The organism is Vitiosangium sp. GDMCC 1.1324 (genome assembly GCF_003044305.1).
Taxonomy (GTDB): domain Bacteria; phylum Myxococcota; class Myxococcia; order Myxococcales; family Myxococcaceae; genus Archangium.
In genome coordinates, this window is record NZ_PZOX01000036.1 from 25,837 (window position 1) to 40,635 (window position 14,799).

Here is a 14,799-nt window from a genome sequence, read left to right on the forward strand (position 1 = left end):
GCAACCCATGAGCTCTCTTCACTCTTCGAAGTCATCATCCCGCTCGCCTCGCATCGCCATCATCGGTGGAGGACCGGGAGGCCTCGTCCTGGCTCGCGTCCTGCAAATGCGCGGGCTGACTCCCACGGTGTTCGAGCAGGAGGCCTCTCCGACCGCGAGGCCTCAAGGCGGGACGCTCGACATGCATGCCGACAGCGGACAGGTGGCCCTGCGGCTGGCGGGCCTGGACACGCAGTTCTCCGCCCTCGCCCGTCCCGAGGGACAGGACGAGCGCATCCTCGACAAGACGGGCGCTGTCGTGTTCGAGCAGCGGGCCGAGCCGGGTGAGAGTCACCACCCCGAGATCGACCGCGGCGACCTGCGCCGTCTGCTGTTGGAATCGCTGAACGACGGCGTGGTCCGATGGGGGTACTCGCTTCGCGCGGTGCGCCCCGTGGGCGAGGGCCGCCATGAAGCCCTCTTCGACAACGGGACAACCGAAACGTTCGACCTGATCGTGGGGGCCGATGGGGCGTGGTCACGCGTGCGCCCCCTGCTCTCCGAGGCACGGCCCCAGTACACGGGGGTGACATTCGTCGAGGTGGATTTCAATGACGTCGACCGCCGCCATCCCCACCTCTCCGCGCTCGTCGGGAGGGGCAGCATGCTCGCCCTCTCGGACAACAAGGGGCTCATCGCCCAGCGCAACTCGAATGCGCACGTCCGAGTCTACGTGGCCGCCCGGGTCCCGGAGGACTGGGTGAAGGTCGGCATCGACTTGAAGGATGCCCGCGCGGCGCGTGCGACGCTGCTCCAGTTGTTCGCGGACTGGGACTCCTCGCTGCTCGCCCTCCTGCGCGACTGCGAAGACAGCTTCGTTCCACGGCCGCTGTATGCGCTTCCGGTCCCCCACCTGTGGACGACCCGTCCGGGACTCACGCTGCTCGGTGACGCCGCCCACGTCATGTCTCCCTTCGCGGGACAGGGCGCCAACCTGGCCATGCTCGACGGGGCCGAGCTGGGTGTCGCCCTCAGCGAAGCGCCCGATTTCGAGACTGCGGTGCGTCGCTACGAAGCGGTGATGCTGCCTCGCGCGCAGGAGGCCGCCATGGCCTCGGCCGAGGGCCTGGAGGGCGCCATCGCCGCGGATGCGCCCCGTGCGATGGTGGAGTTCGTGAGGCGCCGCCAGGGGTGATTTCCAGGGCCCCGCCTCCTCGTTTGCTAGGGTCGGCGCGGTGCCTCTTGCGTAGCCCCCTTGGTGCACACGCCACACGGTCCTGGAGCCAGCTGACCCGTGAGCGCCGCATTCGAGCGCAAACACCGGGTGGCCTACGGCCCCTCCATGGTAAAGCCAGGGAACCAATGCTGCCCCAGGAGGACCCGATGACGTCCATCCGAGCCATTGTGCTCAGCACCCTCCTCCCTGTGCTGGTCGCGACTCCGGCGGCCGCCAAGGAGAAGAAGCCCACGAAGAGCGCCGCCAGCAAGTCCACCGCGGGAAGAAGCACCCCAGCGGTGGAGAGGTCAGACCCGAAGGGCTTCACCATCAACGTGCCCGGGGAGGTCACGGAGAAGCGGGATGAGTGGAGTACGTCCTACGCCACGCTCCTCTCCGCGGACTCCGTGAAGCTCAATGCCACCATCAAGGTGGTGACGCTGGACGAGCTCACGCCCGACACCAACCTGGACAAGGCCGTCGAGGCCGCCCTCGCGCTGCGCCCCCAGGGAGCCCCGAAGGGCAACGTCACCGAGCAGCGAGAGGTGCCACGTGGCTACCTGGTGGTCATCGGCCCGGACTACGACACCTATTCCGTCGACGTGACTCGCAACGGCAAGGAGGTGCAGGTGAAGGCGCACTGCACCGGGCCCGGTTCCCACCTCAAGGAGCTCAAGGAGATGTGCCTGTCCGTCAAGCCCACGAAGTAGCCTTCCTTTCGCCTTCATCACCTTGACCACGAGGCCCGGGTCATACGACTCGTAGTCGTCGTCGACGCTCCGCGAGACCCAGGGTGTGTCGCTTCTCGGGTGAGTGGAACGAACGCGCGGGGCGTGGCACGCGGCGTGTCAGGCCGAGGAGGGATACTCGGCCGTGACACACGAGTCCCCTCGCACTGGAGGCAGCGCGTCATGACGAGCCCGATGACAGGCATTCCCGTCGAGCTGATTTCACCGTCCGCTCAGGCCCCGGGAGTGGCATCCGCCGAGAAGCGAGAGCCGTCGAGGTTCGACGGCGTGCTCGCGGAGACGGCGAGGGAGGCGCAGGCGGTGGGCGCCGCGCGGCCCGCGGAGTCCGTGCGCGCCGTAGAGGGGGTGAAGCGCGCCGAGAGTCCCTCGTTCCACTTCGTCACGCGGACGCTGTCGTCGCTGGAGCAGGGACAGGTCCAGTTGGATCAGCTCATCCAGCGGGCGGCGTCGGGCGCGACTTTCTCCAACTCGGAGCTGCTGCTGCTCCAGGCCTCGATGTCGCGCTACACGCTGGAGCTGGACCTGGTCAGCAAGGTCGTCGAGAAGGGGACCAGCGGTCTCAAGGACGTGCTGAAGACCCAGGTGTAGCGCGCGGCGGAGGAGGCCGTCCTCCTGCTCAAGCAGTCAGTCCGCAGCTGCGGTGCTCTGCACGAATTCTCTGACCTCTACGCCTCTCGTGGGGACACCGGCACCCAGAGCCGCACCGGCTCGGTCCTACCCCGGAGGGCCGAGGCCGGCAGCTCGTGCCAGGCGAAGGCGCCACCGGTACGCGCGCGGGTCTCCTCGGAGACGAGCACTGGCACGCCGTGGGCCTTGGTGAGCCCCTCGATGCGCGAGGCGACGTTCACCGCGTCGCCAATGGCGGTGTACTCACGCCGCTCGTCCGTGCCGATGTCCCCCAGCACCACGCGCCCGGTGTGGATACCGATGCCCAGCCGCAGCGGCACCTCGCCCGAGTGCACCCGCTCGGCGTTCAGCCGCTCGAGGGCTTCCACCATCCCCAGCGCGCACGCCACCGCGCGGCGCGCATGGTCTGGCTGCTCCAGGGGCGCACCGAAGTACGCCATGATTCCGTCGCCCAGGAACTTGTCGAGCGTTCCCCCATGCAGGAACAGCACCTCCACCATCGCGCGGTGGTAGGCATTCAGGAGCGCCACCACGCGCGCCCCCTCCATCTCCTCGGCCAGGGACGTGAAGTTGCGGAGGTCCACGAACAGGAGGGTGACCTCGCGGTGCTCCCCCTCCTGGGTCCCCGCTCCCGAGGCGATGATGCGCTCGGCCACCAGGGGAGAGAAGTAGCGCACCAACCGGTCCCGCATGACCTGCTCGCGGACGGCGAGCCGGAGCAGTGCCTGATTGCGGCCGGAGACGAAGACGAGCAGCGCCGCGGCGAGCCCGAAGAGAAGCACGACGTTCAGCCAGTAGCCGCCCACGTGGTAGCGGACCAGGAGGACGATCTCCACCGCCATGCCGGCCAGCGCGGTGGCGAGGATGGTGCGGGGCCGCATCGACACCTGCGAGAGGATGATGATGCTCATCAACAGGCAGGCGGTGAACCCGACGGCGAGCAGGGGGACCGAGCTGCGAGCGATGCCGCGCGACTGGGCGAAGAAGACGATGGGCAGGTCCAGCAGCGGAATGGCGGCGAAGCTGGCGCGGCGGACCCCAGGGAAGCGCCTGGCGAGGAGCCAGAGCAGCGTGGCCGCGGCCAGGCCGAGGCCCACCGTGGGGACCACGGAGGCCCCCGCCGACTGACTCGGCTCGCGCGCCATGGCCAGGAACCAGCCGAGCATCCCGAGGACGCGCAACACCATCAGCCGGTCGGCGCCCCGGAGTCGCTCCTCCTCGAGCGCATGGGTGTAGGAAGTGGCGGTGTCACTCATGGTCTCCGGAGAGCTTACGACAGCCGCGCGTCCGCTCAGTGCTCGGGTGTGCCGACCGGGTCGCGCTCATGCGTCAGTGCGCCCGCGCCCCTGAGCCAGCTCCCGCACGAGGGATTCGGCTCGAGGCGGCGGGCAACCTGCTCGCCGACTCAGCACCCGAGAGTCCTGGACTCGGCGACGAGGCGCCCCGCGTGGGCGAGCCGGAGCAAGCCGGCGCGGGCCTCGGACCATTGCCGCGTCAGCGCCTCGGACGGCTCGCCGAGCCTGCTCGTCGCGTCGAGCAGCGGGAACGTCGAGGCCAGCGCGCGCGGGCTGGGCGAGTGATCGGCCGTCGGGAGGATCGTGGTCTTCCCGGCATGGGCCTGGCGCTCGACGCGCACGACGCCGTCGGGCCAGCGCTCGACGAGGGCATTGACGACGGTGGCGACCGCGGCCACCGGCAGCCGCTGCTCGGTCGCCTCGGCCCACCGCACCAGGACTGCGAGCCCGCGCAGCACGTCGTAGAAGTAGAAGCGCGGGAACGTGAGCGCGCGCCAGGCCTCCGCCGCACCGCGCTCCTCGGCGTTGTGCACGGTCTGCGAGCCGTGGATGAGGGCTCGAGCGAGCATGAAGCTCCCGGCGCGAGCGACAAAGGTGCGCTGCTCGCTCGGCCCGGCTCCGCCGAGCAGCATGGCCTCGAGCGGCGCTACAGTCCCGACCATCGAGCTCGGGCACTCGCCGGTCTGAAGGTACGCGGTGTTGTCGCAGTTGAGGCCGCCATCGGCCATCTGGTACCGCACGAACCAGGGGCTGACCCAGGGCAGTGCGCGCTCGACGTCGATGCCGCACGCGGCCAGCACCGGGTAAATCGTGCCGAGGGCGCAATGACAGGCACTGTCGCGCTGCAGGTCGGCGCCCGGAGCATCGCTCGGGTGGATGGGGAAGAGGTGCAAGAGGCGATCGACCCTCGAGGCCATCGCCGCGGAGGCGCGCGCCGGGATCTGGCGTGCTTCGCCGAGCTCGTGGAGCAGCAGCATGTGCCACCACGGGGAGTGCCACTTGGGCCAGTACGGATCGAGCTCGAGGCTGCGCTGCGCGGCATCCGAGCCGAGGTAGGCGATGGAATCGGCAATCCCGCGCTCGACCTCGGCGCTCCGGAGTGGGATGGGGCTGGGAACGGCGGCAAGCTTCTCGAGATCGATCATCCATGCCCTCGAAGACGTAGGACGGCGGCAGCAGGCGGGAGAGAGGAGACGCCGTCCGCCACCGGGCCGGTGCTGGGGACTTCGGGCTTCATGGGTGGAGCTTCTCGTGCCGGGCGAGCATCTCGACGAGCCGGACGATATTCCGCGCCCGCGTCTCCGCCTTCTTCACGTTGTGGATGCGAAAGAGCACGGCGTAACGGTTGGCCGAGTCGAGTGTGGAGAAGAACGCCTTGGCGCGCGGATTCGCGGCCAGGGCCGCCTCCAGGTCCTCCGGAACGGAGGCCTTGCTCTGCGAGGCATAGGCGTTGTCCCAGCGCCCGTCCTGCTTCGCGCGCTCGACATGCACCAGCCCGGCGGGCTGCATCCGCTTCGCGGCGATGAGCGCGGCGACCTTCTCACGGTTGATTTGAGACCAGATGCTGCGTGGGCCCCGGGGCGAGAACCTCTGGAGCCACGCGGTGTCGTCGAAGCCCTTCTTCTGGCTGTCGATCCATCCCCAGCAGAGCGCGACGTCGAGCGCCTCGGCGTAGGTGAGCGCGGGCGCACCCGCCACCTTCTTCGAGAGCTTCAGCCAGAGGCCCCTCTCACTGGCGTGGTTCTTCGAGAGCCAGGCCTCCCACGTGTCGGCGCTGGTGAAGGCGATGATGGGCAGGCCGTCGGAGGACAGCTCGACCTGTGACGCCGGGGCGGCGCGCGGCGCGGTCTTCCTGGGGGTCGGCGCCTTCTTCTTCGCGGGGCTCATGGGGGCCGGTTTCTACCATGGCCCCCTCGGCTCGCGGCTGGAGGACTCTTTGCGCATCCGCCAGGGCGGCGCAGTCTCCCATTCCGCCCTCGACCGGCGTACGGTTCTCTCCCATGCGAACCCTCTACGGCATCGGCTACTCCCCCTGGACGGAGAAGGCCCGCTGGGCGCTGGACCACCACCGGGTCGAGTATCGCTATCGCGAGCACACGCCGCTCCTTGGCGAGCTGGCCTTGCGTTGGCGCACGCCGAAGGGCTCCCGCCCGTCCGTGCCGTTGCTCGTCGAGGACGACGGAGCCACGACGGGCTCCTTCGCCATCGCCCGACGCGCGGAGGCGCGGGGCCAGGGCGCGCCGTTGTTCCCCGAGGCGGCGCTGCCCACCATCCAGCGCTGGGAGGCGGTGAGTGACCGGGTGCTCGCCATCGGCCGGTCGAGCGTGGTGCGGCGCATGGCGGGCAGTTCCGCCGTCCAGCGGGAGACCCTGCCCGGCTTCATCCCGGGCCCCTTGCGAGGCGTGTTCGCGCCCAGCGCGGCGATGGGCGCGCGCTTCATCGCGAGCAAGCACCGCGCGGACTCCGACCCGGACGCGGCCCTGCGCGAGACGGTCCTCCCCGCGCTGGAGCAGCTGCGCGCGGAGCTGCATGGCCGCCCCTACCTCGAGGGCGGCTTCACGTATGCGGACGTCACGGCGTCCGCGATGGTCCAGCTCGTCGAGCCCGTGGCGGACAGGTGGCTGCCGCTGGGTCCGGCGATGCGCGAGACATGGCGCCACGAAGCGCTGACCTCCGCCTTCCCGGACCTGGTCGAGTGGCGGGACGCGTTGTACGCGAAGCACCGCCAGCCGTGAGTCCGTGCGGACGATGGTGCCGCTGGTGTCAAAGAACTCGAGCAGCACGGCGTGGCGCGTGTCGCGCGGAGGAGGTCGGCTCCCGCCGCGCGGTGGGCGGACGCGAGGCCCGTGGCTAGGGCAAGCGGACGCCGCGCTCGGCCTCGAAATGGCGCCGCCAGCGCGCCCGCAGGTCGCCCGGAGGCGCGCCGTGACGCTCGTCGCGGAACTCGGCGGCGAGGATGCGGTCGGTTCGAAAGTGCCGGAAAGTCGATCGAAGCTCGCACCAGGCGGCGAGCAGTCGCACCGTCTCGGCATAGCCGATGACGACGGGCCAGATTGTCCGCTCGCTCTCCCGGCCATGGTCGTCCCGATAGCGGATGTGGATCTTCCGCCCGCTGCGGATCCACTCGCGGGTGCGGGCCATGTCCAGCCCATCCACGGCGGCGCTCATGGCCGGCGGGGCGCCGATGGTCGGCTCGGTGATGAACGGGCGCAGCCGTTCCGGCACGACCGCGGCGATCTTGGCGACGAGGTCTCGCGCCGCGCTCGCGAGCTCGGCGTCGCCTCGCTCGGCGACCCACTGCGCGCCGAGCACCGCGGCCTCGAGCTCCGCGGGCGTGAGCATCAACGGCGGCATGTCGAAGTCGCGCTCGAGTACGTAGCCCAGCCCCGCCTCGCCGCGGATCGGCACCCGCTGTCCGATGAGGTCCGCGACGTCGCGATAGACGGAGCGCTTCGACACCTCCAGCTCCGCGGCCAGAGCGCCAGCCGTCACGGGTTGACTGGAGCGCCGGAGAATCTGGATGATCTGGAACAGGCGATCGGCGCGGCGCATGGCGGTTCGCTGCTGACAGCATGCTGGCAGCAGCCCCTCGTTACAAGCGGGTCCACGGACACATCAGTGGCCGACCACCGAAAGAGGACACGCATGAACTTCGTTTCGATCCGCCTGATCACCGCCGACATCGAGCGCCTGGTTCGCTTCTACGAGCGCATCACCGGCCTGCCGGCGACCCGGTACACCGAGGACTTCGCGGAGCTGCTCACGCCGGCCTGCACCCTCGCGATAGGTAGCACCCGCACGCTCCAGTTGTTCGGCGGCAACATCGCCCGGCCCGCCGACAACCACACCGCCATCATCGAGTTCCGCGTCGACGACGTCGACGAATCGTTTCGGAGGCTGACGGATGTCATCGGCGGTTCCCTGGTGCAGAAGCCCACCACCATGCCGTGGGGCAACAGATCGCTGCTGTTCCGCGATCCCGATGGCACCCTGGTGAACTTCTTCACGCCGGTCACGAAGGAAGCGATCGCGAAATTCGCTCGATAGGCGCGGTCTGTCCACCGCCCGGGAGCATCACTCCCGGCTCTCCACCTTGCGGCACCCCTCAGCATCCCTCTCTGCCGGTACCCGCGACCGGCGCACCGAAGATGATCACGAGACTCCAGACGAGCAGCCGCCGATCGGGGAGCTCGCGCATCCACAGGAGCAGAAAGCCCATGAGCGCGTAGGTGGTGAGGACGTCCCCGTACCAGAGCGCGAAGCGGTGCGTGAGAGCGATGCCCAGGAGCACGCCCAGCCGCCGGGCATACACCGGGACGATGGAGCCACCGCGCTCCTCCGCGCGTGACATCTGGAGGGCAAAGCCCAGCCCGAAGAGGAGCGCGAAGAGGGACATGGCCTTGCCGGCCACGAGCTGCTCGAAGAGAAAGTCGGCCACGACGTCCACCTTCGTGGCCTTCAAGGCCTCTTCGCTGGCTCGGGGCAGGAGTCCCCGGCCGCTCAGGTGCCAGTAGGCATTGGAGACGAAGACGCCCCCGAGGGCGAAGCCGCGCAGGACGTCGAGCAGGACGACGCGCTCGCTGGCATCCACGGGGCGGGCGTCGGTGCTCGCGCCCGGCGCCGGAGAGAGGGGTCCGGACATGACGCGAGCAGACGGGTGCCCACGGTCGGGCGTCAAGCTCGCTTCACCACCGCGTGCTTCCCGTTGTGGCGCGCGCCTGCGAGGATTCCGTCTCGATGTCCCTGGAATCGCGGTTCCGCGCGCCGGACGGGTGCCCGGATGAGAACGTGCTCGCGGGTTTCGCCTCTGGCTCGCTGTCCCTCTCGGACGCGCCGGAGGTGGAACGGCACCTGGATGGGTGTGCCACGTGCCGGGCCCTGGTGGCGGTGGTGGCGTCCGAGGACTCCGGGCCCGACACCGCGAGCGCTCCCACGCGCCTGGACACGGGCTCGCCCACGCTGCCCATGCACCCCGAGGCGCCCACCCTGGGGCCGGGAGACAGGGTCGGCCGCTACGTGCTCGAGGGGCTGCTCGGCCAGGGCGGCATGGGCGTGGTGTACGCCGCGAGAGACCCGGGGTTGGGGCGCACGGTAGCGCTGAAGCTGCTGCGTCCCGGCGGCGGCGGGGACGAGGGCCGGGCCCGTCTCGTGCGCGAGGCCCAGGCGATGGCGCGCCTCGCGCATCCGAACGTGCTGCCCCTCTTCGAGCTGGGGACGGAGGGTGGGAGCGTCTTCCTCGCCATGGAGCGGGTGGAGGGTTCCACGCTGGCGGACTGGTTGCGGCAGCGCGAGCGGCCATGGCGCGAGGTGCTCGCGCTCTTCATCCAGGCGGGCGAGGGCCTGGCCGCAGCCCACCGCGCGGGGTTGGTGCACCGGGACTTCAAGCCGGCCAACGTGCTGGTGGGCGCGGACGGACGGCCTCGCGTCACGGATTTCGGACTGGTGCGCCACGGAGCCGGGGCGGGCGGTGGAGCCCCCGAGGCAGAGGTGCTCGAGGACTCCGCGCAGGTGCTCACCCGTGCGGGCGCGGTGCCGGGGACTCCCGCGTACATGTCTCCCGAGCAGCTCGCCGGCCGCGAGCTGGACGCCCGCGGGGACCAGTTCAGCTTCTGTGTGGCGCTCCATGAGGCGCTGTACGGGGTGCGTCCCTTCGACGCGCGGGCTCGGGGCGAGGCGCGCTGGAAGCGGGTGCCGGTGCCTCGGAGCCTCCGTCTGCCGGGGTCCGTGAAGGCCGCGCTCGAGCGGGGGCTGGCGCTGGAGCCCGAGGCGCGCTTCCCCTCCATGGACGCGCTGCTGGCGGAGCTGGCCCGGCCTCCGGCGCCGCGCTGGCGTCCGGTGCTGACCGGGGTGGTGGGGGCGGGGCTGTTGCTCGCCGGGGCGGACGTCGTGGTGGAGCGGACGCGGAAGCCTCCGGTGGTGGTGGCGGAGCTGCCCGAGGCCGTGCCCCTCATCCTCGAGATGGGCTCACGGTATGAGTTCAAGATGCCGGGAGTGCAGCGCGTCGCCGTGGGCACCATGGATGTCGTGAACGTCGAGGCGTTGGGCCAGGAGATGCTGCGCATCGAGCCCATCGGGCCCGGCACCGTGTCGATGCTGGTGTGGTCTCGGGACGGCTCCCGTCGGACGTACACCGTCACGGTGCGCCCTCGCTGAGCCCGAGGGCGTGCGAGCCCCCTTTACGGGTGCGTGGGCACGGGGACTATCGTGGGAGTCCTCTCGTCGCGGAGGGCTGCTCCTTGCGCTCCTTCAATTCCCTGGCGTCCTGGCGGTGGTGTCTTCTCGCGGTCCTCGCGGTGGGCTGCGCGCACTCGGGCGCGAGCACGAGCGCGGCTCCGGCCCCGTCGCCGGAGTCCTCGCCGCCGGCCGCTGTCTCCGAGGCTCCCGCGGCCAGGTCGAGCGCCAGTGGACCGGAGGCCCGGCGGCGCAAGGAGCAGAAGGTGCGCAGGCTGATGGTGCTCACGGGGGCGGAGGATTCGGGCAAGCAGATGCTCGACCTGATGACGACCCAGTTCTCGCAGATGTCCCACATTCCCCCTGGCTTCATGGAGAAGTTCCGCGAGGTGGCCGAGGAGGAGTCCATCGTGGACCTGCTGGTGCCCGTGTACATGAAGCACCTGTCCGAGGAGGACCTGGACGCGGCCATCGCCTTCCACGAGTCCCCCGCCGGCAAGCGCTTCCTCGCGGCCCAGCCCCGGCTGCTCGAGGAGGCGAAGGAGATTGGCGAGCAGTGGGGCATGAACCTCGCGGAGAAGACGCTGCGGGCGCTCGCGGAGGAGGAGCGGCAGCGGGAGCTCAAGGCCGTGCGCCACGAGGGCCAGCAGCTCTAGCTCACGACAGCAGGAACAGGGCGGTGGCGCTGGCGATGGGCTTGGAGCGGTCCTCCTGCCAGGCCTGCACCTGGAGGTTCGCCACGCGCCGGCCGAGCCGCGTAATCGTGGCCTTGGCCAGCGTGTCCTGCGGCCTGCCCGAGCGCAGGAAGTCCACCGTGATGCTGATGATTTTGGGCACGCGTTCCTCCTGGGTGCGCAGGAGCAGCTCGAAGATGGCGGCGGACTCCAGCAGCGCGCCCAGCGTCCCCCCGTGCAGCGCGGGGATGGAGCTGTTGCCAATCTGCATGGGCGCGTAGCGCATGCGGCACAGCACCTCGCCGGTGGTGTTCTCCACGCCGATTCCCAGGAAGCGCGTGTACGGAATGGCGTCCGTCAGCAGCCGGTAGTCGCCCGACTGGCGCACCTGGCGGAGGATGTCGGCGATGCGGGTCGGAGTCCCCGAGGGTGTGCTCTCCATGGCTCAGTCCTCCACGATGATGAAGGTGCCCTGCGCCGAGGCCACCGGGTTGTTCGGGTCCCCGTGATGAGCGAACGCTCGTACGAAAGCCACCGCGCGGGTGAGCTTGTAGCACTCGGCTCGCGCGAGCAGGTCCTTGCCGGGCGTGGCCGGGTGCAGGTAGTCGATGCGCAGGTCCAACGTGGCGATGCGGGCCAGGCGCGCCATCTTCATGAAGACGGCGATGCCACACGTGGCGTCGATGAGCGTCGTCACCGCGCCGCCGTGCAGCACGCCCGTCTCGGGGTTGCCCACCAGCTTCGCTGAGTAGGGCAGCCTCATGGTCGCATCCGCCGCTCCGAGGTCCTCCACGCTCAGGCCCAGCGCGTGGTTGTGCGGGACGGAATCGGTGATGAAGCGGTTGATGCTCTCCATCATCTGCAGCTTGTCGGGAGGGAACGCGTCGTCGTTCGCCATGCGCGGGAATGGATAACAGCTTCACCGCTCCGTGCGAGCGTGAAATGCGCCCCTGGTGTCCGCCAGGTGGCATGGGGGCTCATGGGCTCAGGGCCGGCGCAGCAGACGCCAGCGGCCATCTCGGCCCACCTCGTGCCAGGCCGGGTCACTCACGGGCGCTCCGTCGGCGACGAAGGCCACGCGGGCCTCGGAGGGGCCTCCGGGAGCGAGCCCCGAGCCGAGCTCCGTGAGACGCCACGGCGACCAGCGCCGCTCCACGGCGAACGCGGCCACGGTGGTCCACTCGTGGCGGGGAGACACCACCAGCACGGAGGCTCCGGGCGGCACGTCCGCGAGCTCCGGCGCGAGCGTCCCCGAGGCGGGGCACGGTCTGGGGAAGAGCAGCCTTCCCGCGCCCGCGGCGGAGGCGGCCAGCACGGTGAGTGCGAGCACGGCCAGCCCGAGTCGGGCCCGGCGTGCGCGCTCGGGAGGCGTGAGCCGGGCCTCCAGCCACGGGCCCACGCCCACGCCCACGAGCATGGCGAGCAGCGGGAAGACGACGAGCGAGTGGTTCCACACCTTGCGGCTCGGGAGGCAGAGCGCGGTGAGGATGAAGAGGCTCGCGAGCAGCAGCACGCGGGCGGAGCGGCGGACCTGAGCCTCATCGCGGGTGCCCTCGGGGAGCAGCGCGCGGAAGGCACGCGCGGGCCGGCCGAGCGCGAGCACCCCGCCCGCGGTGAGCAGGGGCAGCCCGGGCCAGAAGCGGCTGACGACGGTCCTCCAGGGGACGTACCAGGAGAGCTGTCCATCGGTGCGCTCACCGGCGGCGGAGGCGAGGACCTGGTGCCGCACGTAGCCCTCCCACCAGTCCGCGTGGGTGGCGAGGAAGAGCACGGTGGGCACGGTGGCGGCGACACCCACGAGGGTGCCCACGACGAGCACCTTCCAGGAGCGATCGACGAGGGCGCGGGCGACGGTGGCACCGGCGAAGGGGAGCAGGCCGAAGGGCCCCTTCACGGCGCAGGCGCCCGCGGCGAGCAGCCCACAGACGAGCCAGTCCCGAGCGCGCGGAGTGCCGAGCAGCGGAGGCACGGCGGAGGCGGTGGCGAGCAGGAGGAGGAGGGGCTCGAGGAAGGGGTGGCCGCCGCGGATGAAGAAGCCATCGGGGAAGGAGAGCACCAGCATGGCGGTGACGCCGGCCCAGGTACCGGCGGCGCGGCGGGCGACGGAGCCGGTGAGCAGGAGGGTGCCCAGGGAGAAGGCGGCGCACAGGGGGCGCAGGGCGGGCTCGCCGAAGAGGCGGATGACGAGCGCGAAGGGCCAGAAGCCGAAGGGCAGGTGCTCGAAGAAGCGCGGGTGGACGTCGGGGAGGTAGCGCAGGGCGAGCCAGGAGCCATCCTCGACCATGTGGCGCGAGACGACCTGGTAGAGCTGCGAGTCCCCGAGGTCGGTATGGGGCCACCAGGTGGCGGTGGTGAGTCCGAGGAAGACGAGCGCGGCCCAGGCGGTGGGGCCCGGCAGGCGCGAGGGCGGGGAGGAGGACATCGGGGCGGGGACCTCATACCGCAGCGCGTCCGGGCTGTCCCTCCTCGTGACGTGTCCTCGGTGGCTGTCCGGCCAGCCGGGCGCCTCCGTCTCCTGGTGAACCCCCTCTTTGTTTCGTCAGGCAGCGACGGACGCACTTCGCGTGCACAGGCTTGTCGGGCGCGAAGTCGTGAGGGCTCTCGACGCGAGGGAGGGGGAGACCATGAGACGTGGACACAGGGAATGGCATGCCCTGTCGTTGTTGCTAGCGGCGGGATTGGTCGCGTGTGGCGGGACGGTGCTCGAGGAGTCGGAGTCCGAGGCACCCGAACAGGTGGTGCAGGAGGTGCATGACTCCTGGAGGCCCACCGGCGCGTTGCGGTGGGCCCACCAAATCACCGGGCCCGATGACAACACCGGGCGCATCGTCCGCGACAGGGCGGGTGGGTTCCTCGCCATGGTGAACTTCACCGGGAGCATCGACCTGGGCGAGGGTCCCATCGTGGCTCCGGGTGGCGCGTCCAACTCCTCGATGGCGCTCGCGCGCTACGACGTCAACGGGCGCCTGCGGTGGGTGAAGGTCTTCAGCTCCCAGCCCGGCGCGGAGGGCTCCGTCTTCGGCATCCGCCATGTGGTGGACAGGCACCGGAACATCATCCTCTTCCTCGAAACGGGTGGCGTGGACCTGGGAAGCGGGCCGCTGGCCTTCGGCCTGTACCTCGTGAAGCTCGACTCGTGTGGGCGCCTGCGCTGGCTGCGCCATGTCTCCACCGACAGGGGCTTCCCTGGAGTGAATCGCATCGTGACGGATCCGGACGACAACATCGGCCTTGGCGGGGAGCTCGCGGGCACGGTGGACTTCGGGCGCGGCCCCGTCTCCTCCAGGCAGCTCCCCGGGGGCGGACAGACCGTGAGCGCCTTCTTCTCCAAGTTCACGCCCGGAGGCGAGAACCTGTGGACGTTCGTCGACTCGGAGAACCAGAGCCAGGGCTTCGGCGCCGCCGCGGACATCCGGGGCAACTTCCTGTTGTGCGGGACCGTCTTCACCGAGGTCCAGACGGAGCCTTTCGTCCTCATGCTCTCGCCCGAGGGCCACGTGCTCTGGGTGCGGCGGCTCGATGGGGCGCTCGGCTTCGCCAACAGCGTGGCCACGCACGGCAACCGGGTCGTGGTCGTGGGGACGTTCGCGCGGACCTTCACCTTCGCGGGACGCACCCACACCGCGAGCCCCGGTGGGGGCATCCTGCAGGACGCCTTCGTCGCCGCCTTCACCCGCGACGGCGAGGAGCGCTGGGCGTGGAACTTCGGCTTCAGCGCCGAGGACGTCGCCATGGACGTGGAGGATGGTGTGGTGGTGGCGGGCAGTTACCAGGCGGGCAGCGGAGACCTCGGCGTGCTGGGGCCCCTGCCTGGCAATCCGGCGACCCTCGCCAATGTCTACGTCGCGAAGTTCGACCGCATCGACGGCGCGCTGCGCTGGTCGCACGGCTTCGCCGCGAGCGGCCCGGACACCGGTTCACCCGGACTCGAGAGTGCCTCCATCGCGGAGACGAAGGAGGGCCGCTCCGCCGTCCTGGGGCAGTTCACCAGCTCGCTCACCGTGGGCTCCGAGGTGTGGACGGCTGAAGGGCGCTCGGATCTCTTCCTGTTTGGCTTCGAGCGCTGAGCGAACGGGGGGGCCTGGCCT

The 14,799-nt window shown here is 70.5% G+C and carries 16 protein-coding genes; 8 read left to right on the forward strand and 8 right to left on the reverse strand.

The genetic code is table 11. From position 1 onward, the window contains the following. Positions 1-7 precede the first annotated feature (7 nt). The 3 genes from DAT35_RS54440 to DAT35_RS54450 all read left to right on the forward strand — a co-directional run bounded on the left by DAT35_RS54440 (position 8) and on the right by DAT35_RS54450 (position 2,532). Positions 8-1,174, forward strand: coding sequence for an NAD(P)/FAD-dependent oxidoreductase (locus DAT35_RS54440; RefSeq protein ID WP_108077394.1), 1,167 nt, complete (start codon positions 8-10; stop codon positions 1,172-1,174). 188 nt (positions 1,175-1,362) lie between these two features. After that, on the forward strand, positions 1,363-1,905 hold the full coding sequence (locus DAT35_RS54445) for a hypothetical protein (protein WP_108077395.1): 543 nt from the start codon (positions 1,363-1,365) through the stop codon (positions 1,903-1,905). Positions 1,906-2,106: 201 nt separating this feature from the next. Then, the gene (locus DAT35_RS54450; RefSeq protein WP_233262265.1) at positions 2,107-2,532 is read left to right on the forward strand and encodes an EscI/YscI/HrpB family type III secretion system inner rod protein; all 426 of its coding nucleotides are present in this window, start codon (positions 2,107-2,109) and stop codon (positions 2,530-2,532) included. 77 nt (positions 2,533-2,609) lie between these two features. Here the strand turns inward: DAT35_RS54450 and DAT35_RS54455 are convergent, their stop codons facing one another. The 3 genes from DAT35_RS54455 to DAT35_RS54465 all read right to left on the reverse strand — a co-directional run bounded on the left by DAT35_RS54455 (position 2,610) and on the right by DAT35_RS54465 (position 5,753). Then, entirely contained in the window at positions 2,610-3,827 is a 1,218-nt protein-coding gene (locus tag DAT35_RS54455; RefSeq protein ID WP_108077396.1) for an adenylate/guanylate cyclase domain-containing protein, read from the reverse strand. Positions 3,828-3,976: 149 nt separating this feature from the next. After that, positions 3,977-5,011 (reverse strand): hypothetical protein, encoded by a 1,035-nt coding sequence (locus DAT35_RS54460; RefSeq protein WP_108077397.1) that lies wholly within the window; start codon positions 5,009-5,011, stop codon positions 3,977-3,979. 88 nt (positions 5,012-5,099) lie between these two features. Beyond that, positions 5,100-5,753, reverse strand: coding sequence for a YdeI family protein (locus DAT35_RS54465; protein ID WP_108077398.1), 654 nt, complete (start codon positions 5,751-5,753; stop codon positions 5,100-5,102). Positions 5,754-5,866: 113 nt separating this feature from the next. On the opposite strand from DAT35_RS54465, the gene DAT35_RS54470 reads away from it, so the two are divergent. Next, complete coding sequence (locus tag DAT35_RS54470) at positions 5,867-6,601, forward strand: glutathione S-transferase family protein (protein ID WP_108077399.1); 735 nt, start codon at positions 5,867-5,869, stop codon at positions 6,599-6,601. Positions 6,602-6,716: 115 nt separating this feature from the next. Here the strand turns inward: DAT35_RS54470 and DAT35_RS54475 are convergent, their stop codons facing one another. Next, a complete protein-coding gene (locus tag DAT35_RS54475; RefSeq protein ID WP_108077400.1) occupies positions 6,717-7,418 on the reverse strand; it encodes a YafY family protein in 702 nt (233 codons plus the stop codon). 93 nt (positions 7,419-7,511) lie between these two features. Here DAT35_RS54475 and DAT35_RS54480 point away from each other — a divergent pair, with 93 nt between their 5' ends. Further along, positions 7,512-7,913 (forward strand): VOC family protein, encoded by a 402-nt coding sequence (locus DAT35_RS54480; protein ID WP_108077401.1) that lies wholly within the window; start codon positions 7,512-7,514, stop codon positions 7,911-7,913. A gap of 58 nt (positions 7,914-7,971) precedes the next feature. Here the strand turns inward: DAT35_RS54480 and DAT35_RS54485 are convergent, their stop codons facing one another. Then, positions 7,972-8,508: a DUF418 domain-containing protein gene (locus DAT35_RS54485; protein WP_108077402.1), complete on the reverse strand. Its 537-nt coding sequence runs from the start codon at positions 8,506-8,508 to the stop codon at positions 7,972-7,974. Between the two features lie 95 nt (positions 8,509-8,603). Between DAT35_RS54485 and DAT35_RS54490 the strand changes: the two genes are divergently transcribed. Both DAT35_RS54490 and DAT35_RS54495 read left to right on the forward strand, forming a co-directional pair. After that, positions 8,604-10,019: a serine/threonine-protein kinase gene (locus DAT35_RS54490; RefSeq protein ID WP_108077403.1), complete on the forward strand. Its 1,416-nt coding sequence runs from the start codon at positions 8,604-8,606 to the stop codon at positions 10,017-10,019. A gap of 83 nt (positions 10,020-10,102) precedes the next feature. Continuing rightward, the gene (locus DAT35_RS54495) at positions 10,103-10,693 is read left to right on the forward strand and encodes a DUF2059 domain-containing protein (RefSeq protein ID WP_108077404.1); all 591 of its coding nucleotides are present in this window, start codon (positions 10,103-10,105) and stop codon (positions 10,691-10,693) included. Position 10,694: 1 nt separating this feature from the next. Here DAT35_RS54495 and DAT35_RS54500 read toward each other — a convergent pair whose 3' ends face one another. The 3 genes from DAT35_RS54500 to DAT35_RS54510 all read right to left on the reverse strand — a co-directional run bounded on the left by DAT35_RS54500 (position 10,695) and on the right by DAT35_RS54510 (position 13,133). After that, complete coding sequence (locus tag DAT35_RS54500) at positions 10,695-11,153, reverse strand: PaaI family thioesterase (RefSeq protein WP_108077405.1); 459 nt, start codon at positions 11,151-11,153, stop codon at positions 10,695-10,697. Positions 11,154-11,156: 3 nt separating this feature from the next. Then, positions 11,157-11,609 carry a PaaI family thioesterase gene (locus DAT35_RS54505; protein ID WP_108077406.1) on the reverse strand — a complete coding sequence of 151 codons (453 nt, stop codon included), beginning with the start codon at positions 11,607-11,609 and terminating at the stop codon, positions 11,157-11,159. 87 nt (positions 11,610-11,696) lie between these two features. Then, the gene (locus DAT35_RS54510) at positions 11,697-13,133 is read right to left on the reverse strand and encodes a glycosyltransferase family 39 protein (protein WP_108077407.1); all 1,437 of its coding nucleotides are present in this window, start codon (positions 13,131-13,133) and stop codon (positions 11,697-11,699) included. Positions 13,134-13,335: 202 nt separating this feature from the next. On the opposite strand from DAT35_RS54510, the gene DAT35_RS54515 reads away from it, so the two are divergent. Then, entirely contained in the window at positions 13,336-14,778 is a 1,443-nt protein-coding gene (locus tag DAT35_RS54515; RefSeq protein WP_108077408.1) for a hypothetical protein, read from the forward strand. Positions 14,779-14,799 lie beyond the last annotated feature (21 nt).